Raw genomic sequence first — 24,919 nt, 5'->3', positions numbered from 1 at the left:
TCGGCGCACTGGACAAGGCTGCTCCCCGCGCACGCGGGATGGTCCTACGCGTTGGGCCACCTCCGGTGGGCCTCGGTTCTGCTCCCTGTGCACGTGGGGATATCGGGGCTGGAAATGTTTGAGGCCCATCTCCAGCCCCGACGGCCTACTTGCGCTACTGCACGGTGCCTACCTCTTTACTACGTTCGCCAACTTGCCTTCCCGGCGCCAGCCTGCTGTGCTCCCATGGCGCTTGGGAACGTCGAGGGGCTCGTAGTCAGCGGGCCCACTTCGAGAGGAGCTTGGGATGCAAGGCCGTCCCCGCTGGGCCATAGAGCAAGGCCCTTTCAAGGTCACGATCGCAAGCGGAAATACGTATCGGCGGCGTGTGTCTGACCGTTCGGAAGCTGCCTGTCCTCAGCTCGCGCACACTGATCAAAGCCCCATGAAGTCTGGGACCTTGGCTGGCCGGGGCCTGCGCACGCGGCCCCAGATGCAAGGTCTGGCCTCCGCCGCATCGTCGCGTACCGACTTCTGGCGGCCTACGTGTTGGCGCCCATCGAGCATGCGTCGACGGTCGTGGGCTACCGCTAGGTCTCGCTGTATGGCGTGGGGTAACGATGGCAGGGCCGGGCCGTACTTAGCGAGCGGCCGCACTCCGAATGGCCCTTGTCGCGGCCAACGCCGCGTCTCTGATGGGGTGGTGGGAATGGGTGCCTCACCCGGCCATCATGGGGGGCGGTGCCCAACCAGACGTCCAGGTTGGTGAACTATCTGTACACGCCCAGACGTAGCCGCGCTCAAAGATTTCCCGCCGGGACCCGCTTCACCTCTCACAGCTCCACGAAGCCCCGGCGGGAGCGCCCACCGAACCGGTTAGAGAAAGGCAGGTCTCATGGGCAGTATGCCCTTACCCCCGCCCAGAGGTGGAGGAACGCCCGGCGTAGTGATCGTCGCCGCCGTGTTCCTCCTGGGCATTACGGCCGGGGTGCTGATGTTTGCTCCGGCGCGGACCGCGCACTTCGTCGAGGCTGTGAGTGCGGGCGTTGTCCACGCGCTCGTCGACGTGGTCGTGCTCGGAGTGCTCGGTCTCGTCCTGGCGGCCCTCACCTGGGTGGTGACGAGCATCCGGTGCCGCCGTTGACCCAGTGAACAAGCCGAGGGGCAGCGCATCCGATGTGGGCTGCCCCTCGGGGCGTTTCGGGCCGGACTACGGGGCCCGCTTCGCTGTTCACCTCGCCCGCCTTCTCTGTGGGGTGCAGTGCTTGCTACGGCGGCCCGCGGAGTGGGTTTCACGCTGGGGCGGCACTTTCCTCACCCTGCCGTATCGGCCTTGGTCGTTCGCAGCCGATGCGGTGAGCGGGCCGCCCGATGCGGGGGCCGACACTACGTGAGACCGAGTTTGGCCAGCGGGGTCGTCGAGTTCGCCGAGATCGGACTCTGCGCGGCTGCCCGTTGGACCTTGCCGGAGCAGGTGGCTGTATGGAGCTTGGACTCGACGCTGTCCTTCTGGTTGTTGGGGCCGGCGCCTGCATTGTGGCCCTGTGACGGCGGACCCACAGATTCCGGGGCAGTGGGGTCGCCGCCCAACTCTGGGGCGATCAGGTGGTAGTCCGGGGGCGAGTTGGGGTGCCGCTGGCGATACTGCGATCGGCTGAACAACTGTTTCGCGAGCAATATAAGTGTCTATCCTGGGTAGTTCGCTCGCGACAGTGATGTTGTTGTCGACGCCGACCCCAGCCTTCGGTCACCGTCTATGGTCGTTGTCATGGCTGTTCGGCAGCGTGTGGTGATCGGCGACGCGGTCACCTATGTCGTCCTTGACCGTCAGTGGCAGGTCGTCAGGCCGGCCGAGGAGTGCCTGGAATACCCCCGGCAGGAGGGGTATTCGCTCCATAAGGTGCGGGGCTGATGTGCACGGTCTGGCGTCCTGGTGGCTCATGCTGGATGACTGCGATGTGACTGGTCCGGCGTCGGCGTGGACGATCTGGCCCGGTTCTAGCGCCTGCTGCGCCGTCGGGGCACCGGCTCGCCAAGAACGCGCCGATGCGCGCCGTGAGCATCACGCGGGCCGTCACGCAGGCGAACCTGCAGTCGACGATCTGCGTGCCTGGTTACACGTCGAAGATCCGCCCGCCTGCCTCGATCACCGGGGCGGAGAAGGCGGCGGCATCTCCGAGTCTCCGTACATCTGGTTGCGAACGTGGGAGTCGGCAGGCCGTTCCTGTCGACTTGCCTGCCGAGGTTGTACTACCCACCGGGCGCCATGTCCTGCGAGACGCCTCGGTCGGCTCGACGAAGTCGCGGCGCTCGTGGGCTTCCTGCTGACCTCGAATGCCGCCTACATGACCGGCGGCGTCATCACCATGGACGGCGCGGCCAGCGCCTGACCTCACGCCCCCGAACGGTCCTGACACCGACACGTCGGCTCGCGTCTACGTTGCCGAATCACAGCTGCACGAGCCGGGAGTATTCTTCCCGTTCCCGCTGCAGCTTCCGGGGCCCGTGTTCCTTGCGGCTCGCACGGATCTTGAAGTCCATTGCATCCCCCGAGCTGGGGGTACAAGGACTACTAGAACCTAAGCTTGCTCCGGCGGGGCCCCTTCGCGTGTCTGGTCAGGATGGTCAGAAGTCTCCTTCGTGGGCTCCGTTGTACTCGGGCTCGCCGCTATCGGGCACTCGAAGCAGAGACGCGGTGTGACCCGCGTGCTGCGGCCGATGCGGAGCACGCGGCACCACGGGCCCCCACCAGCGGGGAACTACTTCTGGTAGGGGATTCGCGCGCGGACCGGCGCACCCCTGCGTCGGCGGGGAGGACTTGACCCCGCGTCACGTGGGGAGCTTGTGCACCTGTATAGGACCGGCCCAGCCGAGGCTGCTGTTTGGCCCAGCCATTTCCTCGTCGGCCAGATAGCGATAGAGCCACTCGGCAAAGCTCATGTCGTACTCGTAGAAGTCGTCATCGTCTCCGACGTGCACTACGAGCAGCGGTGCGGCATCGCCGGGCCTGGCGAGCAGAAAGAGGTACTCGCCTCCATTCGTGGACGCCAAGGGAACCAGCCCACCGTTCCCGAATGACAGGTGCTTGGGGTCGAGAGAGGGTGCAGTAATCTCCTCCCATTCACACTCCTGGAATGCCTCCACGGTCTCCCGCATCCAACACAAAAGGTTCCGCCTCTCGGTACTTGGATGCTTGAAACGGAGGCGGTTGTTCAGCTCCACTGGGGCGTAACCCTCAATGAATTTCTTAAAATCCAGAGGGAGATTCAACGCGAACTCGTCTTCGATCTCTCGCCATTCCTCCGTGCGTGATGGGACGTTCTCATAATGTCCCATCATCTGGAACAGGGACTCCAGGTATCGACTCATTCTATTCTCCTACATCTTGCGACAATTTGGGGTTCCAGTAACCCGACCCCCCTTTGGGTTCTGATAGACGACGCAGTGCTTTGAAACGTCGTCCTCAATAATATTGATGTTGTACTCGATGGCCGACGGTATGCCGGAGTGTGAACGATCATTCCCCGCATCATCTACCTCGTACCGAGGGATAATCGAGAAAGCAACATGCTTACCCTGCTTGATCGGCTGCACCAGGTCCTTCTCCACGCCGGTGCTCAAGTAGGGGGTGTTTGTCTTTTCATATTCAGCAACCAGATTCCTCAGGTCGATTCCGGAACCTGTAGTAGCCGCTGGCTGCAGATGACCGTTAGCGGGATCCCCTCCTTCGAGCTCATCGATCTCACGCATTCCCGGTGGCCGCGTGGAACTGTTCGTATTGGTTCCAGGGCGCTTGCGGCCAGGATTATAGTCGCTGCCGTCGATGATGCCGGAGACCCCAGTCGCGCGACACTGTTCGCTGCCCTCGAAGGCGTCGTAGTACCGTTCCCGCGGCAGATAGGTGACGTGGCCAGTGGAGCTGAACCCCGGCCCGTCATCACACCTGCCATCGTCGCGCGTTCGGCCTCGGTTCTTGCCACCGGAACCATCGTCTGGGGACGGCTGAAACAGTTCTCTTCCGTCGTTGATGAGCTTCGGAACGAAAATGGTCAGGATTGAGTCAAGGGCTGCCTGCACTGACAGTACGGCGTTTACGCCTTGCCCGACTACCCATGTCGCCACGGGGACGACAGGGAGTAGCGGTGGCCGAGGGGGTGCGGGCGCGGGGTTCTTTCCGTTGTTGGGATTCTGGTCGATCTCCGGGGGGCGGGGAGTGGTGATGGTCCTACCGCACGAGCCATTGCAGGTCTTTTGCCGTCCACCACCAGAGTGGTATTTGCTTCCCGAGTGCGTGCCTCGACCACGGCCACTGGACCCGCTGGACCAAGAGCCGGTGATCCGCGCAGACGTCCAACCTTCGCGCATGGAGTTGGCCTGCTGGCTGAGGCTGTTACTGAGACGCTTGCTCGTGCAGCGGTCAACGAGGATTCCGCACGTGCCGCTGCCGATGGTGTCGTCTCCGCCAAGGTAGAAGACAGAGAAGGCGCCCCAAAAGGATGGTCTTGCGAACGTCATCAGAGTGTCGTAGTAGCGGCTGGGGTTCCACCAGTGCCCGTTGGGATCTGTTCCGTTCAGTGGACCGCCGGTCCCGTACGTGTAGCGATTGGCCTGGGCCGAGGGAGTTGGGGCAAGTTGCAGCGTGTCCCGCGAGTCAAAGCTGCCGCCGCCTGGCGCGTACCAGCGGGCCGCCATGTTGACGTCTCCGGAGACCGGGTCTGTCCAGCCTGACTGGTAGCCGAGTGTCGAGTTGCTGCCGGTGGAGGCTGCCTTCTCTCCGAACGGGCTGTAGGCGGTGGAGCCGACGAGCGCCTTGCCGTCGGGAGTGAGGCCGGCGACGAGGTCGGTGTGCTGGTCGGTGACCGCCCATTGGCGGGTGGTGCCGCTGGTCATGCCCTGCAGGGAACCGTCTGGGGTACGGGTGTACTGGCTGGTGCCGTCATCGGTGAGGTTGTTGGAGCCGCCGTCGTAGCTGAAGGTGGTCTGGCCGTTCTGGCGGACGCGGTCGAGTGAGTCGTAGGCGAGGTTCGTGGCGCCGTCGGTGATTTTGCGTTCGAAGGCGTCGAAGGTCAGGTTGCGGGGTCCTCCGGCGAGTCCGGTGACTGAGGAGAGGGTCCCGCGGGCTGTGTAAGCGTACGTGGCGGTGCCGTCACTGAGTAGGCGGTTGCGTTCGTCGTAGGACGAGGTCGTCGAGCCTGCTGTGGTGCGGTTGCCGGCGTCGTCCCAGCCGTAGGGCGTGGTGGTGGTGCCGTTGTTCCAGGAGGTCATGCGGCCTGCCTGGTCATAGCCGTAGGTGTTGTCGGCTGCTCCGGCTGTTCCCTTGGTGTTCTTCTTCGTCAGGCGGTCGTCGAGGTCATAGGTGTACGCGGTCGACGCCGTCTCGTTCGTTCCGTTCGGGTCGGTGAGCTTGTCGTCGGCGAGGCGGCCGAGGCTGTCGTAGTCGAACGCGCGGCGGGCGGATACGACGGAGTCTGCCCAGGTCTTCCCGCCCTGGGGTATGACGGCGTACTGGTTCAGGGTGGGTCGGCCTGCGGCGTCGTAGGAGGACCAGATCTGGTTCTGGGTGATTGCGTCCTGGGTCCAGGTGATGCGGTTGGCGGCGTCGTAGCCGTAGAGGGTGGCGCCCGCCTTCGTGGTGCGCTGGGTCATGTTGCCGTCGGCGTCGTAGGCGTAGCCGGTCTTGCCGCCTGGGCCGTCGCTGGTGAGGAGTTGGCCGCGGTCGTTGTAGGTGTAGGTGTTGCGGCCGAGCAGGCCGTCCGTTCCGGCGGAGGTCATGTGGCCGGCCAGGTCGTACTGCAGTGACCTTGCGGTGGTGGCGGCTTCGGATCCGGTGCCGGTCTCGGCGGTCAGGTGGCCGAGTGCGTCGTAGGTGCGGTCGCGCCTGACGCCGCCGGGCAGGGACTCCGAGATGCTCTGGCCTGCTGCGTCGTAGACGGTGGTCCAGGTGCGGTCGGCTGCGGCCGGGTGCGCGGTCGTTGCCGGTTCGACGCTCGATTCCGGCAGGTTCCACGGGGTGAAGGTGTAGATCGTGGAGTTTCCGCGGCCGTCGGTGAGACGGGTGCGGTTGCCTGCGGCGTCGTAGCCGAAGCGTGTGGTGATGGCGCGGCCGTCGGCGACAGGTTCGACCTGCTGGGTCATGCGACCCAGAGCGTCGAAGGCGTACGTGGTGCGGGTTCCAGTTGCCGAGACGGCGGCCGTGCGGTTGCCGTCGGCGTCGAACTCCGCGGAAACCGTGCGCAGTGCGGTGGTTCCTGTCGCGTAATCCGTCAGGGCGGTCTGGTTGCCGAGGACGTCGTAGGCCATGGTGCTCTTACGGCCGGTGGCGTCGACGGTCTGGGTCTGGCGGCCGAGGCCGTCGTAGTCAGACTTGGTGATGCCGCCCATCGCATCGGTGGCGGTCGTGGGTTCACCGGCCGCGTTGTAGGTGGCGGTGGTGGTGTGGCTTCCGGGCGTGGTGGACGCGGTCTGGTTGCTCGCGTCGTCCCACGTATAGCGAGTGGTCAGGTTCTGCTGCGTGGGGTAGCGCTCGATGGTGGTGGCCGTGATCCGGCGACCGAGTTCGTCGTAGGTCGATTCGGTCCGTGCTCCGGTGGGGCCGGTGGCGGAGAGCTGCAGGCCGGTGGGTGTCCAGCTGTAGCGGCTCACGCCGGCTCCGCTTACGTCCGTCGTCGTGCTGGTGGTCAGGCCCTGGTTGAGGCTCTTGCCCAGGGACGGGTCCGTTTTCTGGACCAGCTGGCCCAGCTGGTCATAGGCGAAGGTGGTGGTGCGGCCCAGCGGGTCGATGGTGCTGGCGACGTGTCCCAGGGCGTCATAGCGGGTGCGCGAGACCGCGGTGATCTTTGCGCCGCCGGGTGGGGTGTAGTCGGGCAGCGTGACGGCGGTGGTGCGGCCGAGGCTGTCGATCTCGTTGCGCGTGACGGCGCCGCGGGCGTCCTGGGTTTCGGTGGGCTCGCCGAAGGTGTTGTAGCCGGTACGGGTGGTGGCCTGCACGGTCTGGGCGGCGGCGCCGTTGTCCTCTACCGAGGCCGGGGGCGCGGTCTGCTGCACCAGGCGGCCCAGCGAGTCGTAGCGGCTCGTGGTCGTGTACGCGGCAGCATCAGCGCCGGTGGTGTTGCCGCGGGGGCTGACCTGAGAGGTCGTCAGGCCGCGGTCGTCGTACGTCTGCGTGGTGATGCGGCTGGTGGTGCCGTCGGAGAGGGTCGACTTGGTGGGGTTGCCGGCTGTGTCGTACACGGTGGAGACGGTCTGCTTGGTGCCGGAGCCGTCGACGGTGCGCGTCTGACCGGTGATGCGGTCGTCGGCGTCGTAGGCGTAGGTGGTGGTGCGGTTCAGACCGTTCGGGTCCAGCGTGCTGGCCGTGGTGCGGCCGGTGGCGTCCACGGTGTTGACGACCGTGGTGCGCCCGCCGCCGGTGACCTGCTGGGTCAGGTGGCCCGCGCCGTCATAGGAGTTGGATTCCAGGACGATGTCGTGCTTGGTGCCGTCTGCCTGGGTGACCTGCTTGGCCGTAGTGGTGGCCGGCAGGTTGTCGTCGAAGTAGGTGTAGGCGGTGGTGGCGCCCATGGCGTTGGTGACGGTGGCGAGGCGGCCTGCCGGGTCGTAGGAGTTGGAGGCGACGACCAGGTCGTGGGTCTGGCCGGAGAGGTCCCCCGTCCAGTCCTTGAGCGTCGTTTCGGCGTGCTGGCCTCGCGGAGTGTAGGTGTAGGTGTAGGTGCTTCCTGCCGCGTCGGTCTGCCGGTTCACCCGGCCCAGGCCGTCGTGGCCGAACGTGGTCTGGTTGCCTGCGGCGTCGGTGGCGCTGTCGTTGAGGCCGTGGTCGTCATAGTGGTTGCTGGTGACGCGCTTGGTGTCGCCTCCGGCCGTGTCCTCGCTGGTCTGGGTGAGGAGGTTGCCGTCGTCGTCGAAGGTCCGGCTGATCTGCGCAGCGTGTGTGGTGCCCGTTATCTCGTTCTTGACTGCGGCGCCGGTCTCGGTGGTGACCCGGGACATGGAGTCGTAGGTGTAGGTGGTGGTGACGCCGGCGGGGGTGTTCTTGGAGACCTGGGTCTCCGTGATCTTCCGGCCAAGCCCGTCGTAGGTGTAGGTGGTGATCAGGCCGGACGGTGCGGTGGCCTGTGCGATGTCGCCACTGGCGAAGTAGGTGTAGGCGGTGGTGGCGCCAGCGGGCGTGGTGGTCGAGGCCACCAGGCCGGCCGGGGTGGTGCCGCCGCCCACGGCCGGCTCCGTGCCGGTGGTGTAAGTCATGGCCGAGCTGCGTCCGTCGGCCAGGGTGACCGAGGCAGGAAGGCCCAGGGGCGTGTAGCTCGTCGCGGTCTTGTAGCGGTTGTCGGCCGGGTTGGCCGAGCGGGCGTCGCGGATGGCGACCGGCTTGTCGTTGCGCAGGTCGTTCGGGTCGGCGGCGTTGAAGTAGTACTCGGTGAACGACGTCCAGCAGGCATTGATGTCACGGCACTTGGTGGTGGAGACCGTGTTGCCGCGGGTGTCATGGCCGGTGATGGTGAAGTGGCCGTTGGGGTCCGTGACCGTGTTCAGGAATCCGCCGGTGTCATAGGCGAAGGCGGTCCGGCCGCCTGCGGCATCGGTCGAGCTGACGGTGCGCTGGCCGCGCAGCGCGTCGTAGGTGGTGCTGCTGGTCTGCCCCTGGGGGTCGGTCACCGTGATGGTCGAGGCCAGCGCGGAGGTGCTGGAGGAGTGGACGGCGCCGTAGTGAGCGGCAACCTGGTCGTCACTGAGCGCGCGGCCGTAGATGGCTGCTTCGGCCAGCTGGCCGGTGAAGTAACGGGTTCCCGGGATGCCGTTGTCCCAGGGCTGGCTGGAGTATCCGGCGCCCAGGTAGGCGCGGCTGAGGGGTTCGGTCTTGACGGCGCCGGACACGGTGCCCAGCTTCGCCCCGTCCAGGTACAGCGACTGACCGCTGGACGACCCGGTGAGTACCGCGTGGTGCCATTCGTTGTCGGTCACCTTTTCGACGGACTTGATCGCGCCGGTGGCACCGTTGCTGTTCCACAGGTGTCCGCGCAGCAGGCCGTCGGAGTCCACCAGGAGGATCGGGTTCCAGTTGGTTGGGGCCGACCCGAGTTCCGCGTTCTGCAGGCCCAGCAGCACACCCGACTTGGCTGTGCGGAACCACAGCTCTGCCGACAGCTCGTTCGGCGTTCCCAGGATGTCCATGGGAAGTGCCACGTTGCTGTTGCCGTTGAGCGTGACCGCCGAGCCGTCTCCCGCGCCGAAGGGGCCGGCGGTGCCGAGGGTGGCGTTGTTGTAGGTGGCGTAGCCGCCGTAGGCGCCGATCTTGTTGCGGGCCTGAGCGCCGGTGTTCTCGTCCAGGCGCCAGTACTGTGCCGGGGCGTCGGCCAGGACGGTTCCCTGGTAGCGGTCGCTGCCTCCGGTCAGGAGCCGGGTACGGGCCCGGTAGTGGGCGGAGACCGTCTGCTGGTCGAGTTCCTTGTCGTAGAAGGCTGTTTCGGCCAGCTGGCCGGTGAAGTAGCGGGTTCCCGGGGTGCCGTTGTCCCAGGGCGTGCCGGAGTATCCGGCGCCGAGGTAGGCGTGGTCTACGGCGTCCGGCTTGGCGGCGCCGGCCACCGTGCCCAGCTTCGTCCCGTCCAGGTACAGCGATTGACCGCTGGTGGAACCGGTGAGGACCACGTGGTGCCAGGCGTTGTCGGTCACCTTGGCCGGTGACTTGATGGCGCCGGTACCTCCGCTGGCGTTGAAGAGGTGCCCGCGCAGCAGGCCGTCGGAGTCAACCAGGAGGCTGGGGTCCCAGTTCGTCGGGACGGATCCGAGCTCTGCGTTCTGCAAGCCCAGCAGAACGCCCGCTTTGGTGGTGCGGAACCACAGCTCGGCCGAGAGGGCGTTGGAGCGGGTCAGCGGTTCGATGGGGACGGATACGGCGCCCTTGGTGCCGTCGAGGGTGATGGCGCTGCTGTCGCCGTCGGCGAAGACACCCGCGTCGCCGAGCAGCACGCCATCGCGGTAGGAGCCGTCGCCACCGCTCGCTATCTCATCGGTTGCTGCTGCGCCGCTGCGCTCGCCCAGGCGCCAGTAGTTGGCCGGCCCCGATGCCCGGACGGCATCCGCGTAGGCGGCCGAACCGGCCGAGTAGGCCGGGTTCGAAACCTTCCAGGTGCCACCGTTCTGGTCTGTCGTCTGAGCCACGCGGCCCGTCCCGGCGTCATAGGTAACGGAGGCGTGCACGCGCCCGGAGGGATTGGTGACCTTGGTCATCCGTCCAGAGGGCGCACGGGACGCGAAGTGGTCCCTGACTGCGTCCAGGCCGAGGGCGTGCTGGTAGACCGCGACGTCGTCGATCTGACCCGCGAAGTTCCGCACCCCCGCCGGACTGCCGTCCCAGGCCGGGCTGGAGTAGCCCGCACCCAGGTACGTGTACGACTGGTCGAGGTGGCTGATCGTTCCGCCGAGCGAGCCCACGAGGGCGCCGTCAAGGTAGAGGGACTGAGTGGTGCTGGCACCGGTGAGCACTGCGTGGTGCCAGGAGTCGTCCGTGACCGATGCCGTGCTGGTGATCGGCTGGGCCTTGCCGTTCCAGTACTGGCCCCGCAGCTTGCCGTCGGCGCCGATCGCCAGGGTCGGGGTCCAGTTGGACGGCGCGCCGTCTTCCAGCCGGCCGTTCTGGAAGCCCATCAGCACACCGGGCTTAGAAGTCTTGAACCACAGCTCGACCGACAGGAAGGTGCTGGTGCGCAGCGTGTTCTGGGGCAGCTCGACAGACGAGCTCGTGCCGTCGAAGCCGGCTGCCGTGTTGCCGGTGCCAGTGATCGCGCCGGGCTGTGCGAGCTGCACATTGTGATAGAGAGCGCTGTTCACGCCCGTTGCCGACGGCGCCTCGCTGGCGGCCGTCGCCCCGTCGTTCTCGCCCAGTCGCCAGTAGGAGACCGGGTTCTCGTCCAGCACCCTGGTGCGGTAGAGCGAGCCGTCCTCGTAGTCGTAGACCGTGCAGGCAGTGGTGGAACTAGGCGGGCACACCTTGGCAAGGCGGTTGCCGCTGTAGGTGTACGTCCAGGTCAGGCCGGCTGCCTTGGGGCCAACGGCACTGGTGGTCACGGAGGCCACGTGCCCGTTGTCGCCCCAGGTGAAGGACAGTGAGCGTCCGGACTGGGCATCGGTCACCGAGCGCAACGCGCCGTCGCCATCACTGCGAGACAGGTTTTGAACACGCCCTGCGCTGTCGGTGATGGATTGAAGCGCCCCGGTTCCGGTGAACTGGTAGGTGACTCCTGAACGCAGGTGCAGTGTCCAGTTGTAGGCGTCTCCGGCCAGCTGATGGGAGGTGAGCGTCATGGTGCTGCCGGACGGACCGGAATAGGAGCCGTCAGGGTTCCTGCCGAATTGGATCCGGGAACCGTCCTCAAGGGTGACGCGCACCAGCGAACCGGGGCCGCCCCACGGGACTCCCTGAAGGTGCATGTCGAAGCGCGACATCCAGCCCAGGCCGAAAGCGTTCTCCGTGCGCGGGTCCTGGGAGTTGTAGGTCCGGCTGACGGCCAGCTCCGGTCCCACGGACGGCATCGCGGCGTCCGTCGACGAGGTGGCGTAGTTGCCCGCCCGGTAGCCGAACTCCTGACCGTCGTCGCCCCCAAGATGAGAGGTGATGGGAGGCTGCGGCACTTGGGTGGTGAAGAAGGCCGGGTTGGGGCGGGACGAGTTGTCCTTGCCGTCGTAGGCATACGCATACCAGGCGTACTGCTTGCCCCACGACAGCCAGGTGTCGGGTACGGACCACTGCTGTGCCGCGCTGCGGTCACCGGTACGGCAGTTGACGCGCGTGTCCTTGCCGTTGACCTCGCACACCTCGAACGAGTACTCCAGGGCGGCGGGGTAGTGATCGGGGTCCTTGCCCTCAGCCCAGAGTGTGGGGGTCAGTGAGTCCGCCACCATGCCGCTCGGCGGTGCCTCGGCCGTGAGCTGCGGGGGGATGTTGACCGCGTCGAACTTGATGGCGTAGCCGGGCACTCCGTCCACGTTGAAGGCGCTGACTCCGACGTCGTCCATCGTCCACACCAGGGTGTACGTGGCCGGCGTCAGCGGAGCGATCTTCGCTTCGAGCGTCACACTGGAACCGGGCGCCACGTCGTTCGGCATGGGCGTCCAGCGGATCTTGCTCGCGTCCCCCAGCCGGTTGCCGGAGCCGTCATACAGGTCGTACTTCAGCTTGATGTTGCCGCCCTTGGCCCAGGTCTGCTGTCCCCGGTTGGTGACCGTGACCTTCATCGACCCTTCCGCCGTCGCCGTCACCGGAGTCACGAACCCGCCCACCTCATAGGCGGCGCCGTACTTGCTCCAGGTCACATCCAAGCTCGGCTTGCCACCGGGGTAATTGGCCGAGCCGAACTGCTTCCAGCTCGCGCTGTCGGACTCAGACGTCTTCAGAGCCAGTCCATAGTTGGGCTTGCGCCCGTGCGTCCAGTCATCCACCAGCTGACGGCCGTCACTGCCCAGCGGTATCCCCTCCCAGGCCGGTCCACAGGCCCAGTTGTTGGTGCCCGCGGGACGCCAGCCGTGCGCAAAGCTCTTGGACGCCAGTGCGCTGCCCGTCGGCGGGCCGGGATAAGTGGTGGTCGTCTTCTCCGACCAGTTGGACGTGATCGGGTGCACGGTCACCGGCCGCGCCGCGCACGAATAGGACCACGTGTTGTACAGCGACAGGTTCGCGTTGAGCACCCAGGCGTTCTTGAGTGTGTTCTCCACGCCCGCGAACCGCAGCAGCCCGGCCGCCTTGCTGCTGCCGCCATTGGGCGTGCCGACCTTCATCACCGTGTCGCTGGTGAAGTTCTGGTTGTACGGGTACTGCACGTAGGTGGCCACGGTCGCGTCGAACCGGTTGACGGAGGGGTCCACCTTGACGGGGAACACACGTGCCGGGTCAGAAAGCCACTGCTGGTCCAGCGAGACGACCAGAATCTGCCGCCCGGCTTCCTCGACGAGGCTGTAGCGGACGCCGGAGGATATCTCTCCCTGGTTGGCGTTCTCTGCGGACTTCGAGTCCTCCATCCAGCCCGGGGGCATCCACGCCTGCACGGTGCCGCCCGCATCGACGAAGTCCACGCCGCCCTTGTCGGCGAGCCGCGCCGTCAGCCCGTTGAGCGCAAGGGGGAAACGCCACTCGGTGGGGGCGTCCTTGCTCTTGAGGACAACGGTCTCCTTGACGGAGTCACTGCCCGCCAGCAGCTCCAGGTCCGCAGCCGTGCGGATGTCCGGGTAGCGGATGACGCTGCCGTCCGCGGTGCCCTTCGCAGCCGAGGCACCTTCGACGGCATAGCCGACGGAGGCGCCCTGCCCGTAGGCGATCTGCACCACGGGGTCGCTGTTCGCGTAGTCCCCGAACGAAATCGGCGACTCCGTAGCGGCCGGTGCCCAGCCCTGGTCGGACGCGGACATCGTGCGCGCTCCCGCAGAGCGCACCAGACGCGTGTCCACCTCCTTCCACTGGCCGCCGTCCTGGAAGTTGACAGGCTCGTCGTAGAAACGCGTGGTGCGCGTGCCGTCCTCGTTCAGGAACGTCCGGGCCTGCCGGGCCCGCTCCGCGACCTGCTCCTTGCTCGCCTGCTCGTCGAAACCGTGCAGGTTTGCGGCATCGGGTGCAGGTACCGGCTCGGCTTTGCCCATGACGGGCTGGGCCGGCTTCGCACCGAGAGGTGCGTTCTTCGACGCATCAGCGGCGTCGCGGGGCAGCTCGCCCGGCGCCCGCAAGGCGCCGTTGTTCCCGCCCGAGGCCGCCGCCGACGTGGCGTCGGGCGACGTCTCGTGCCCGCGCCCGGCCGCCGATCCCCATCCCTGGCCCGGCAGTTCGCCCACCGCAATGGGACTTCCGAGCTGCGCAGCCAGCGCGGCCTGTTCCGTTCCGGCCAGCACGGCCATCAGGAACGCAACACAAAGCACGATCGGACGCGCAGGGCGCACAGAGATCCCCTACCAAGAAATGATCAACAGCAAAGAGGTTTGTACATGCCAACACAGGGTTGACACAAATTACGCACAGGAACCCCTTCAGTCACCTCTCGCTCTGAACGTCATCTCGGCGCACGACGACGCTCGGGCCGCGATGATCCGCCAAGGCCAACACCCCTGCCATTACCGTCAGTTCGGGAGGGTTCGCAGAAGTCAGTCACCTTGCTGGTCGGCATGATGGCCGTGGCGATAATGGGGCATAGCGTTCATGTGTCTGATTAGCGGACTATATGCTGGATTCGCCATTGCGACTGATGGGCTTCTTCACGATCCGGTCCCACGGGGTGACACTCCATGGAGCCCGGGCCGGACCGAACTGGTCAGGCTGATGACGGTGATGATCGCGGCGGGTTCGCCGCCTCCGCCGTCGCTGGGGCTGCCGGTCGCGGGATGTCGCCTGCGGCGGTTGGGTGGTGCTGCACGGCTTGGAGTTCGTACTGGTTGTGGACTCCGGGAGCGGCAGCGCTTTTACGCGGCGAAGCGGAGCCAGATCAGGTTCATGGATCGCGACGACATCCTGAACTGCTTCGGTTCGGCGGGGCAGTTCCCAGGCCAGGCGCCGGGCTGCCTCGACGGGGGTGTGCGCGTCCGTCTCGCGGGCCCAGGTGCCGCGTATGGGGCGGACGGCCAGCACGAACGGCAGGTGAGCCTCGCGCAGCGCGCGGCGCGGAAGTTGTCGACGTCGCCGTAGCCGCAGTCGCCAGTGACGGCCCGGAAGGCGAAGCCATCCTCGTCGGCCCGCAGGGCGAGGCCGGCGGCCAGCCACCACCTGGTGTGATAGACCGGGTCCTTCTTGTCGCCGTCCCCGGCGGCGCCGGGCAGTACGGCTCGGCGTGCACCGGGTAGTACACCCGCTCATCGGCCCACACCGCGGTCACCGTGACGATCCCGTTGTCGGTCTTGCCGATACGGCCGAGGTACTGCCGGCAGGTGAACGCGGCCGCGCTGCCGTCCTTGCGGTCCCCGCTGTCATCGATCACCAGCACTCCGACGCCATGCGGCGCGGTCGCGATGCTGGCGAACGTTGGCGGATTGTGGTCGCCCTGTCCGTCGATTTCGCCGACGTGGTGCGCCAGCCCCTGAGAGTGGCTATCTCGGGCTGCTCGCCTGTCGGGAGAATGTGCCGCTGGGGCAGGGCCCCGCGGTGTGATGCCGCTGCACCTCGAGTCGGGGTGAGCCGCCGGTGCTCACACGCCAGCGGCCAGGACTGCGTAGCGCACCACCTGGTGGAGGAGCGGGAGGAAGTCTGCGAGGGGCAGCTGGCAGGGCGGGCCACTGGGCAGTCCGTCACTGCCGATCACGGGCGGACGAGCAGTCAACTCATCATTATCCCGTCCAGAGCAGGTTCGGTGCCGGTTCGGACGAAGTCCCCTGGGAGCGTTCGGGGCATGCGGTGGCGCTGAGGGCAGTGGGAAGGTTGCGTAGCACCGCTCCGGACGGGGTCTGATGCACGACTTCTTCGACCGAAGCGTCTTGTCACAGGCATGTCGACTGCCGTTGCGGATGGTGCCTGCTGTCACCGACGAGGTGTTGCTTGGCCTCGGAGACGGTGTCACTCGAATCCAGCGCAAGCAGTGCTGCGCCTACCAACGGCTGCGGAACTTCGCCTGCGGCTGCTCGCCGTAGCAGACCAAACTGCTCGTCTACCTCAAGGCCGATCCGAAGGGCATCGACCTTGTTCCTGGCTTCACCCGGGACGTGGTGGGGTTTGGTTACCACAGCACTGGCCAGCTGGAGGTGCAGCCGCGTACGGAGCGGGACTTGGAGCGCGCCCAGGGTCTCTTCAGCCTCAGATACGCGGCGGCGTAGCGGTCCCGAGACCGAGCCACCTGCCGGGCGGGGGTGTGGAGTTGCGGACTGTCGTCCTGAGCTCTATTGCTTGAAGAGAGCCTTGGCTACCGCCTCTCCGATCTTCGTTGTCACATCTTGGCGCGTCGTGATGAACATGATGACCCCGAGAGAGATCAGATACCAGCGCAGGCTCGACGCCAGTCCCGAGTGCCCGATAGCAGGCACCATGGGGAGCAGGATGCCCGCGGCGATGAGCAGTACCGCAGGGGTGATGCGTGCCGTCGCTGCGGCGAACCTGTTCACTTGAGGCACCTGGTCTGGGGCGTTGGCCAAGAGTGCCGTGCGGTCGCCGGCGCAGAATGCCTGTGCTCCGCAAATAAGAGAGGTGGCCACGGCCTCCACGTCTGAGGCTGAATAAGCCTCGGCGAGATCACGCTTGTGGCCTCGGATGACAGCAGCGATGCGTCGGGCTTCGTCTCGCAGTTCCGAATGGGTGCCTTCATATGTGGTGCCGATGCGCCGCGTGAGCCGGGCGTCGCGTTCCGCCTGTGTTGCGACAACGTCGAGCATGCCCCGCCACTTGACCACGTGGTTGTCGCTGGACCAGCGATGCCGATCACGATGCAGTGAAGCGGCCGCATCGACGAGGTAGAGCGCCACGTGGTCGTAGGGGCGGCACTGGCGTGCATTGCAGTGCCGCATGAGCCATTCATGTCCTACCAGGCTGCCAACTGCGATGAGGGCGATTCCCGAGAGGGCCATCGCGCTGCTGGAAGCTGCCGCTGGGTTGAAGGTTGATCCGGCGGGTGGGGGAGCGAGGTTGATAACCGCAAAAAGGAGGAAAACGAGTGGGGCCGCGCCTGCCAGAGCGTAGAGGGTCCATCGGTCGAACTGGTCACGAAGTGACGGGGCGACGGAGTATGCAGTGGCAATAACTGTTATGGGTGCAACGAGAAGGAGAGAGCAAGCGGCACCGGCTCCGGCCACGTAGCTGCCAATGAGTGATGAGGCAGGTCCCGTTGGGGTGAACTCTCCTCGCGCCACCAGGGTGAAGGCGACGAAGGCGCCCAGCAGGATGGTGATCGGCCGGGTCAGGCGGCTCGCTTTGTAGGCTGCGGCGGCCCGTCGGGACGCCGCTCCCCGGATCTCCCGGCGCAGGAGCAGTCTCTGAGATTCATCGGGTAACTCCAGAGACTCGTTGAGGTCCCAATGCCGATTGACTCGCGTGCGTCGTACGTCAATCAGGCGTTGGCGCTCTCGTAGGCGGCGGCGCGCGATGAAATGGCGCGGAGTGCCAGAAGGCGTCTCCGGCACGTCAGGAACGCGCACAGGTGTGGTCTGCTGTCCAGTGAGCACCTGGTGATCCTATGAGCAAGCTTGCGTGGCATGAGGATGTTTTCGTGTACGCGCGGGAGCACGCGAGGCGGTCGGCTGGTAGGGCTTTTGCGCGGGGTGGTCAGGCTGGCATGGAACCTATGTCCTGGGTTCGGCTGTACTCGGGCTCGCCGGTGTCGAGGACGCGTAGGAGGGATGCGGTGACGACGCGGGTGCTGCGGCCGATGCGCAGGACCCGGCAGGGGAACTCGCCGCGGCGCACGAGGTCGTAGCCCTTGGCCCGGGAGAACCCGAAAGCCCGGGAGGCATCTTCTACGCTGCCGGTTCCGCCCCAGGTGGCGCGGATCTGCGCGGGGCTGTGCTGGGCGTCCGTATCGGATATCGCGTCGTTCTGGCTGTGCATGTGTGACTCTTCGGTCCTTTCAAGACGGCTTCGGCCGTGGAAATATCCCCGAACTCTGTGACGTTGCCTTTTGGCATCGTGATCGCGAGTGGGGGAGTGGTCGGTCTGAAGCTGTTCAACACGGCGGGCGGAGTGAGTGAGGTCATGCCGCGTCTGGCTGTGGTCGAGGCGGATGTGCAGGATCTCGTCGAGGCGCACATGGAGACGATGCTGGGGGTCAGGTTCCTGGCGAGCGAGTACGTCATCGACTGTGTGGATGGCGGGCGGATCGATTCGCTGGGTCTCGACGAGAACGGGGCGCCGGTGATCGTCGAGTACAAGCGCGGCACCGACGCAGGCGTGATCAACCAGGGCCTCTACTACATGGCTTGGATGACGAACCATAAGGATGCCTTCCGGAGTCTGGTCCGCGACCGGCTCGGGGGGATGGCCGCGTCTCAGATCCTGTGGAGCGCTCCCCGGTTGATCTGTGTGGCCGGCGACTTCACCCGTTACGACGCGCATGCCGTACGCGAGCACCTGCGCAGCATCGACCTGGTCCGCTACCGGTACTACGGCAGCGACCACTTCGGCCTGGAGACCGTGGCCTCGGTCACGGGGCGCTCGGTCGAGGCCAAGCGGGTACGCCGCCGCGCGCCGGGGGCGCCGCCGGTTGGACAGCAGGGCGGTGCGATGGCCGGGCTCGCCCAGGCGGTCGACGAGGTCCTGGTCGGACTCGGGGACGGCGTCACCCGGGTGCAGCGCAAGCAGTACCGCGCCTACCGGCGGCTGCGGAACTTCGCCAGCGTCTGCCCGCCGCAGCAGACCAAGCTCCTCGTCTACCTCAAGGCCGACCCGAAGGAAGTCGACCTCGTCCCCGGCTTGACCCGGGATGTGACGGGGCTTGGCCACCACGGCACGGGTGACCTGGAGCTGCAGCTGCGTACGGAGCGGGACCTGGAGCGTGCCCAGGACCTGTTCCGCCTCAGCTACGCCGCGGCTTAGAGATCTTCTGCGGAGGCGGTGGCCCAAGCAGGGTGTGGAGTTGTGGGGTGTCGTCGTGATGCTGCCTTTCGACGTGACGGGCAGGGATTGGCGGTGGACCACTAATGGTGCGGAGGATCCCCGGTTTTGCTAACCGGGGATCGTCTGCTATGTATCGCCCTGCGTCTCGTACTGCCCTGTGATGTCTGGGAGTCTGCTCTGATGGCCACTGAGAGGTCGTTCCTGCCGGAACAGCGCCTCGGTCAAAGCCGCCCGCAGGGCCAACAGCTCAGGCAGGTCCGCCTTCGCCGCGAATCGCTCCATCAGGACACCGACCCGCCAGTGCTGCCCCGCACGGACCGCCTCCACGATCTCTGTGATGACACCGCGCTGCTCGGCAGGAATCTCCACTGGCCCACTTCCTCAGACCACGGCCCGCAAGGCAGGGCCTCGGTGGAAGTCTCCTCCTCCACAACGGACAAAGCCCTGCCCAGGGAAGGCCATTCATCCTTGCCCAGGACACCAACAGACCCAGCTGGCCGTCAGCTGAGGAGAACGGCCAACAGCGCCGTGACCACCGTCGCGACAGCGAGCGCGACCATCACGGCTCGCGCGCCGAACGGGCGGCTCAGCGGCGAGCACGCCAGCGGGCCGCCACCCGCCGTCATCCTGTCTCCGCTGGCCGAGACCTGCGGCGCCGCGTCAGCGGCGCCCTGGGCTTCCTGGCCTGGATGGACCAACACGGCCTGGCTCTCGCCGACCTCGCCCAAGAGCACATCGACGACTGGATCGCCGGAGCGACCAGCCAACGTCGTTACCTGATCCGGTACTTCCTGAAGTGGACCACGAGTCGTCGGCTCACCTGCGAGCTCACGGTTCCGTTAAGGGCTGTATGTCGGCTTCTTTTGGAAGTGAGTGGAAACAAGGCTGCTGGCCAGAGAACACACAGCTCAGGCAGCCTGCTCCCCGCGCACGCGGGGATGGTCCGGTCTCACGGACCGGCAGGCGGCCCATGCGGTGAAGGCCCGGCTCGACTGGAAGTACGCCCTGGGCCTGGAACTGGCCTACACGGGCTTCGACTTCACGGTGCTGTGTGACTTCCGGGGCTGGCTGGTCACGGCGGACCTCGGCCGGATCTTCTTCGACGCCCTGCTGGACGCCGCCCGGAACAAGGGGCTGCTCAGCAGCGGAGGACACCAGCGCACTGACTCCACCCACGTCCTGGCGGCCGCCCGGGACCTGAGCCGCCTTGATTCGTGGTCGAGACGATGCGGGTGGCGTTGAACGCCCTCGGAGTTGCGGGGCCGTGGCTGGCGGGTCTGGCGCCGCTGGAGTGGTTCGACCGGTACATCGCCCGCCCGGAGGAGGCGCACTACCCCAAGCGGCGCGCTGCCCGGCGCGCGATGGCGGATCAGGTCGGCGCGGACGGCATGGACCTGCTCCGCGCCGTCATGTCGCCCGCGGCACCGGAGGGACTGCGGGGCCTCGCCGGGGTGGAGACCCTGCGTCAGATATGGGTCCAGCAGTTCCAGATCCGCGAAGGGATCGTTCAGTGGCGTGAGATGAAAAACGCCCCGCCTGGCAGTCTGCGGCTGCGCACCCCGCGCGACCTCGAAGTACGGCCGGGCGTGAAGAGGGAGCTGTCGTGGGGCGGCTACAGGGCGCACCTGACGGAGACATGTGAATCCGATGCACCGCATCTCATCGTCAACGTCGTCACCACACCTGCTCCGGTGCCCGATATCGCCGTGACCGAGCGAGTCCATCGGGAACTGGCGGCCCACGGACAGCTACCGGCGGTGCACCTGGTCGACGCCGGCTACATCGACGCCGAACAGCTCCTCTTGGCCCGCAGGGACCACCAGCTGGAACTGCTTGGCCCCCCTCGCCCGCGACACCACTCGGGCCAAGGCCGAAGGGCTGGGCTTCGACAACAGCCACTTCACCATCGACTGGGAGAACAGACACGCCATCTGCCCCAATGGGCGCCGCAGCACGGTCTGGCGTGAGACGACCAGCCATCGGGGAACCCCGGTCACTCGGGTCAAGTTCGCCGAACGGCACTGCACGCTCTGCCCGCTGCGAGAACACTGCACCACCTCCGCCGTCGGTCGCGGCCTCACCCTCAGACCACGCGCCGAACACGAGATCCTCCAGCAGATCAGGCCCGGCCAGCAGACCGAAGAATGGTATGAGCGATGCCACCAGCGAGCCGGGGTCGAGGGCACGATCGGGCAGGCAGTACACGCCTTCGAGATGCGCAGATCACGCTATTGGGGGCTCGCCAGGACACACCTGCACCATCTCCTCACCACCACCGCCATCAACATGGTCCGCACGCACGATCAGGCTGCTACAGGGCGGCTGGCCAGACGTCTCGGCTTGACGACTTTTTCGCGAGCCGACGGGCCCCACCAGCCGCAACCGCGTTGATATTGTTGGGGGGCCGCCCAACGGTATATCTGGGCGCGGGGGATCGTAGCTGGGGGAGGTTCGATGAGGCCGCGTCTGGTCTTCGTGCACGGCGTAGGCAAGCCGCGTGACGCCGAGCTGGTGCTGGAGGAATGGCTGCGCGCCGTTACCGACGGTGCGCGTGCCGCCGGGCACTCTCGAAGAGTCGTGGAACTGATCGGCGGAGGAGCCGTCGACGTACGGTTCGCCTCTTACGGAGATCTGTTTCCCGCCCACGGAGCTCCCGGCCGGGTATCGGCGGCTCCCGTCGAGCCGTCCGAGGACGAAGAGCTGCGGGAGATACTCCTCAACGGGGTCGACGAGCGTCTGGCCGCGCCCCAAGACGACTACGAGGCACAACTGCTTCGGCTGACCAGGAACAAGCTGGCTCCGACGGGTGAGGAGCAGGGGACCGGTGACATCCTACGGCGGTTGTCTGCCGGGGCCAACGCACTCTTCGCGCTTCCCGGGCTACGGACGCTGGGTGGCTGGGCAAGCGGGGCGGCGATGTTGGGTGACCTGCGCCAGGTCAGGTGGTATCTGGCCCGCAAGCACGTCGACGAGGCGGGCTGCGGTATCGACGAGCGCATCCGCGCCCGGGTGGCCGCAGAGCTGGACCCCATCGGCCCCACCGTCGTCGTCGCGCACTCTCTGGGCGCCGTGGTGGCGTTCGAAACCCTCCAGGAGCACCCCGCGCAGGTGCCGCTGCTCGTCACGCTCGGATCGCCGATCGGGATGCGCACGGCCGTACACCCCCGGATGCGCCCCCAGCCGGTGCGGACTCCGGCGGTGGTCGGCCGCTGGCTGAACTTCTGGGACCGCGACGACTTCGTCACGGGCGGCGTCGGCCTGGAGCGGTGCGTCGCCCCGAACGCCTCTGCGGTAGCCCCGGTGAGCCGCCGGGTGGATTCCGACGGGCTGTACGTGCACCCCGCCGCTAAGTACCTCGCGCAGCCTGCCGTGGCGGGACCTCTCGTCGAGGCGCTCGACGCGGCCACCGTCGGATGAGACCGTCCGCACCGGGACGCCATCTGCTGGTGATCGCACCGCAGTGCCCGGACATGGGGCTCCTCACTGGTTTGGAGGAGACCGCCGGAGCCCTCCACCGAGCCCTTACGGACCCGCAGTTGGGCGGCTGTGCCCAGGCCGGGCCCGAGGTCCCTTCGCTGCTGTGTGGCGTGGACGTCAAGCGTGACGAGGTCGAGAGGATGGTCCGGGCGGCGGCGGAACGGGCTGGGGAGGCGGAGGCGGTGCTCGTGCTCGCCTTCCTCGGCCATGGCACCAACCTCGGCCGGGTCCCCAAGCTTTCCTTCATGGCGAGCGACTCGCTCCAAGACGTGTCGACCAGCGTTGTTGACGTCGGACACCTGCTCGGCCAGGCCCTGGACGTCCACGGTGTGCGGGAGGTCATCGCCCTGGTGGACGCCTGCCACGCGGGTGGGGCGGTGCCGGACCTCGGCCTGCTGGCCGGAGGCGTGCGTGAGGGTGTGACCAGGTTGTCGCTCCTGATGGCCGTGAGCGCTGGGGAGTCCGCCCACGATCTGGCCTTCAGCCGCGCCCTTGCACGCTTCGTCGGCGAGGGTCTGCCCGGTGCAGGGGAGTTCCTCTCGCCGGCGGAGGTCAGGGACGTTGTCAATCGGACGACGGACACCGACTCCCGGCTGGTGACCATGGATGGTCTTGCCTACCAGCCGGAACCCTGGCTCGCGCGCAACGCACAGCACACGGCGCGGGCGGGAGGGCTACTCAGGGCAGTGGGTGCGGCGGATTTGCGGCGGGCCCTCGAACCGTTCGGCGAGGCGGTCACCAGCTTCTCGATCACAACGGTCAACGATCTCGGGCGCCTGCGCGGGACTCTGGATGCCCTGGACCAACACGTGGCGACTACCCGCCAGCACATCGGCTACGCCCAGCGTGTCCTCGACCGGCTGATGGACGCCGTGCGGACCTGCGAGTTCCTCTCGTCCGACTGGCCGGGCAAACCCCTGGAGTCGGACCGCATTCGGCGTGCTTACGCGGTCGCGGCGCGCCGTCCGGCACCAGAGTCCGAAGCCGACGAACTGCTGCGGGACTGCGTTGAGTCGCTCTGCCTGCGCGTACCGCTCGCCAAGGGCAGCCCCACGGCGCCCTTGACCGACTTTGTCGCCACGCTGGCCGTAGTGGACGGCCTCGGCCGCGACACACCCCGGCTTGCGGCGTGGGCGAGGGGACGCGGTGCCGCCGTGGAACTCGCCGACGCCTTCGCCGCGCAGGAGCAGCAGGCCGCCGGACACCGGCTGCGGCTGGTGATCAGCCTGCATGCGGCCGTTGCCGACGAGTGGCCCGAGACCCTGCTGGTCTGGCTTCTCGACGGTGACACACCAGTGGACCGCAAGGACTTCGGCTGCTCTGCGACGCAGCACGGCGTCGAGCAGCAGCTGGGCGCGGTGCTGAAGTGGGCGACCTCGCAGGCGCGCCGGATGGGGTTCGGCCTCAGGCGCATTGACATCGCCGCTTCCTCCGCATTGCTCGCCTACTGGCGCCCCGAGCAGGCCCGTCTGGTCCAGCGGCTGGGGGTCCACTACGACGTCGTCCTGAGATGGAGCGACAGGCTGTCCCTGCCAGCCCACCTCGGGCTGATCAACGAGTTCGCTCGACAACAGCTCGATGCGCTGAAGTCCGGCGCGGGAGCCCCCGTGAGCTGGCTTGGTGAGACGGAGACCACCGCGCTGAACGAACTTGTCGAGCGCCTCGGCGACGGTTGGTACGACGGCGCCCTGGCGTTGAGCCACCGGCCGGAGCGGCTCGCGGAGCTGCTGGACTGCCTGCTCCCATCCGCTCCGATCGTGTTGTGGCCGGACACCCCGGGAGACTTGCCCACGCCCTCGCGGGACAGCGTGGAGCGGTATTGGGAACAGCTCCCGGGGGAGTTCAGCGCCGCGTACCGGGCCCTGTGGAGGCAGGGGGCCGAGCAGCAGGGCTCGGCGGACGGCCACACCGACCTGGCACGCGTGCGGTCCGTGTGGCTCGACGAGCAATGGCTGAACTTCTGCGACTGGTTCGAAACTTACTCCTGCGACGGAGAGAGCGCGCAATGACCTGGACCCCCTTCTATGTCGGTGATGGCATCCCCCGGGACGTGGACCTCGGCGACCCGCCGCCTTGGCGTACCTTCCCCAGGGACCCGAAGCCCGAGCGGTTCCGGCCCCCGCCCCGGCTGGTCGAGGCGGTGAATGCCGCGATTGCCCTACGTCGTCCGCTGCTCCTGACTGGGGCTCCCGGGTCGGGCAAGTCGTCCGTCATCAAACAGGTCGCGGCTGAACTGGGGTTCGGTGATCCGCTGCGATGGCACATCACCTCCCGCAGCACACTGACCGATGCCCTCTACCGCTATGACGCGCTCGGCCGTATCCACGCGCAGCGTCTGACGGGGGGCTTCAGCGACGACGACATCGCCCCCTTCCTGCGTCTCGGACCGCTGGGCACGGCCCTGCTACCGACAGAGCGTCCCCGCGCCCTGCTCATTGACGAGATCGACAAGAGCGACCTCGACCTGCCCAGCGACCTCCTGGACGTACTGGAGCATGGCGAGTTCGAGGTCCCGGAGCTGGCGCGCTACCGGCAGAACGTCGTGCAGGTACGCGCATGGGGCAGTGACGACGTCCACCCGATCGTCAAAGGCCGAGTGCAGTGCGACAACTTTCCGTTCATCGTGCTGACGAGCAACGGCGAACGTGACTTCCCTGCCGCCTTCCTGAGGCGGTGCATCCGCTACACGATGCCGACGCCCGACGCGGACTCCCTACGCCGGGTCGTCGAGGCCCACTTCGGCACGGGCGGTGGGCCTGGCGGCTCGGTGGACGCGCTGATTCACGCGTTCGTGGCACGGCTGAACGCGGGCGAGAGCCTGGCTGTGGACCAGCTGCTGAACGCCGTACACGTGCTGACCAGCGCCCGGGCTCCAGAGGGCGAGGCCGCGCGGGATGTCAGGGATCTCATCCTGCGCGAGCTGACCGGTGCCTGAAGACTCTCCGTCCGCAACGCAGCCGGCGC

Annotated in this window: 16 protein-coding genes and 1 pseudogene; 10 read left to right on the top strand and 7 right to left on the bottom strand. The window is 67.0% G+C overall.

What is annotated here, in order from left to right; translation table 11 throughout:
* The first annotated feature begins 925 nt into the window (after window positions 1-925).
* Together OHA17_RS08050 and OHA17_RS08045 are read left to right on the top strand one after the other, a co-directional pair.
* On the top strand, window positions 926-1,123 hold the full coding sequence (locus tag OHA17_RS08050; RefSeq protein WP_406505332.1) for a hypothetical protein: 198 nt from the start codon (window positions 926-928) through the stop codon (window positions 1,121-1,123).
* Window positions 1,124-1,747: 624 nt separating this feature from the next.
* The gene (locus tag OHA17_RS08045; protein ID WP_406505330.1) at window positions 1,748-1,891 is read left to right on the top strand and encodes a hypothetical protein; all 144 of its coding nucleotides are present in this window, start codon (window positions 1,748-1,750) and stop codon (window positions 1,889-1,891) included.
* A 917-nt stretch (window positions 1,892-2,808) separates the two neighbouring features.
* Here the strand turns inward: OHA17_RS08045 and OHA17_RS08040 are convergent.
* The 3 genes from OHA17_RS08040 to OHA17_RS08030 all read right to left on the bottom strand — a co-directional run bounded on the left by OHA17_RS08040 (window position 2,809) and on the right by OHA17_RS08030 (window position 14,924).
* Window positions 2,809-3,348, bottom strand: coding sequence for an SMI1/KNR4 family protein (locus tag OHA17_RS08040; RefSeq protein WP_406505328.1), 540 nt, complete (start codon window positions 3,346-3,348; stop codon window positions 2,809-2,811).
* Window positions 3,349-3,357: 9 nt separating this feature from the next.
* Window positions 3,358-13,854, bottom strand: a complete 10,497-nt coding sequence (locus OHA17_RS08035; RefSeq protein WP_406505326.1) for a LamG-like jellyroll fold domain-containing protein — start codon at window positions 13,852-13,854, stop codon at window positions 3,358-3,360.
* 587 nt (window positions 13,855-14,441) lie between these two features.
* The gene (locus tag OHA17_RS08030; protein WP_406510665.1) at window positions 14,442-14,924 is read right to left on the bottom strand and encodes a transposase; all 483 of its coding nucleotides are present in this window, start codon (window positions 14,922-14,924) and stop codon (window positions 14,442-14,444) included.
* 541 nt (window positions 14,925-15,465) lie between these two features.
* On the opposite strand from OHA17_RS08030, the pseudogene OHA17_RS08025 reads away from it, so the two are divergent.
* A pseudogene (locus OHA17_RS08025) lies at window positions 15,466-15,753 on the top strand (transporter); the annotation flags it as partial.
* A gap of 63 nt (window positions 15,754-15,816) precedes the next feature.
* Here OHA17_RS08025 and OHA17_RS08020 read toward each other — a convergent pair.
* The gene (locus OHA17_RS08020; RefSeq protein ID WP_406505324.1) at window positions 15,817-17,091 is read right to left on the bottom strand and encodes a hypothetical protein; all 1,275 of its coding nucleotides are present in this window, start codon (window positions 17,089-17,091) and stop codon (window positions 15,817-15,819) included.
* Window positions 17,092-17,191: 100 nt separating this feature from the next.
* The gene (locus OHA17_RS08015) at window positions 17,192-17,473 is read right to left on the bottom strand and encodes a hypothetical protein (protein ID WP_406505322.1); all 282 of its coding nucleotides are present in this window, start codon (window positions 17,471-17,473) and stop codon (window positions 17,192-17,194) included.
* A gap of 96 nt (window positions 17,474-17,569) precedes the next feature.
* Here OHA17_RS08015 and OHA17_RS08010 point away from each other — a divergent pair, with 96 nt between their 5' ends.
* Window positions 17,570-18,457 (top strand): transporter, encoded by an 888-nt coding sequence (locus tag OHA17_RS08010; RefSeq protein ID WP_406510664.1) that lies wholly within the window; start codon window positions 17,570-17,572, stop codon window positions 18,455-18,457.
* A 147-nt stretch (window positions 18,458-18,604) separates the two neighbouring features.
* On the opposite strand, the gene OHA17_RS08005 is transcribed toward OHA17_RS08010, so the two are convergent.
* Both OHA17_RS08005 and OHA17_RS08000 read right to left on the bottom strand, forming a co-directional pair.
* Window positions 18,605-18,847: a hypothetical protein gene (locus tag OHA17_RS08005; protein ID WP_406505321.1), complete on the bottom strand. Its 243-nt coding sequence runs from the start codon at window positions 18,845-18,847 to the stop codon at window positions 18,605-18,607.
* Window positions 18,848-18,978: 131 nt separating this feature from the next.
* On the bottom strand, window positions 18,979-19,245 hold the full coding sequence (locus tag OHA17_RS08000) for a hypothetical protein (RefSeq protein ID WP_406505319.1): 267 nt from the start codon (window positions 19,243-19,245) through the stop codon (window positions 18,979-18,981).
* Between the two features lie 106 nt (window positions 19,246-19,351).
* Here OHA17_RS08000 and OHA17_RS07995 point away from each other — a divergent pair, with 106 nt between their 5' ends.
* The 6 genes from OHA17_RS07995 to OHA17_RS07970 all read left to right on the top strand — a co-directional run bounded on the left by OHA17_RS07995 (window position 19,352) and on the right by OHA17_RS07970 (window position 24,890).
* Window positions 19,352-19,720, top strand: a complete 369-nt coding sequence (locus tag OHA17_RS07995; protein WP_406505317.1) for a transposase — start codon at window positions 19,352-19,354, stop codon at window positions 19,718-19,720.
* A complete protein-coding gene (locus tag OHA17_RS07990; protein ID WP_406510944.1) occupies window positions 19,693-20,445 on the top strand; it encodes a hypothetical protein in 753 nt (250 codons plus the stop codon). Before OHA17_RS07995 ends, OHA17_RS07990 begins: the two co-directional genes overlap by 28 nt.
* Complete coding sequence (locus OHA17_RS07985) at window positions 20,357-20,869, top strand: transposase (RefSeq protein ID WP_406510663.1); 513 nt, start codon at window positions 20,357-20,359, stop codon at window positions 20,867-20,869. Before OHA17_RS07990 ends, OHA17_RS07985 begins: the two co-directional genes overlap by 89 nt.
* A gap of 63 nt (window positions 20,870-20,932) precedes the next feature.
* Window positions 20,933-21,895 (top strand): alpha/beta hydrolase, encoded by a 963-nt coding sequence (locus tag OHA17_RS07980; RefSeq protein ID WP_406505315.1) that lies wholly within the window; start codon window positions 20,933-20,935, stop codon window positions 21,893-21,895.
* 242 nt (window positions 21,896-22,137) lie between these two features.
* A complete protein-coding gene (locus OHA17_RS07975) occupies window positions 22,138-23,964 on the top strand; it encodes a hypothetical protein (protein WP_406505313.1) in 1,827 nt (608 codons plus the stop codon).
* Window positions 23,961-24,890, top strand: coding sequence for an AAA family ATPase (locus OHA17_RS07970; RefSeq protein ID WP_406505311.1), 930 nt, complete (start codon window positions 23,961-23,963; stop codon window positions 24,888-24,890). The genes OHA17_RS07975 and OHA17_RS07970 overlap by 4 nt, the downstream gene beginning before the upstream one ends.
* The last annotated feature ends 29 nt before the right edge of the window (window positions 24,891-24,919 follow it).

Origin of the sequence: Streptomyces sp. NBC_00212 (genome assembly GCF_045206365.1) — a bacterium.
GTDB lineage: Bacteria > Actinomycetota > Actinomycetes > Streptomycetales > Streptomycetaceae > Streptomyces.
Note: the sequence above shows the minus strand (reverse complement) of the source record. Positions and strands in the feature narration are given on the sequence as shown.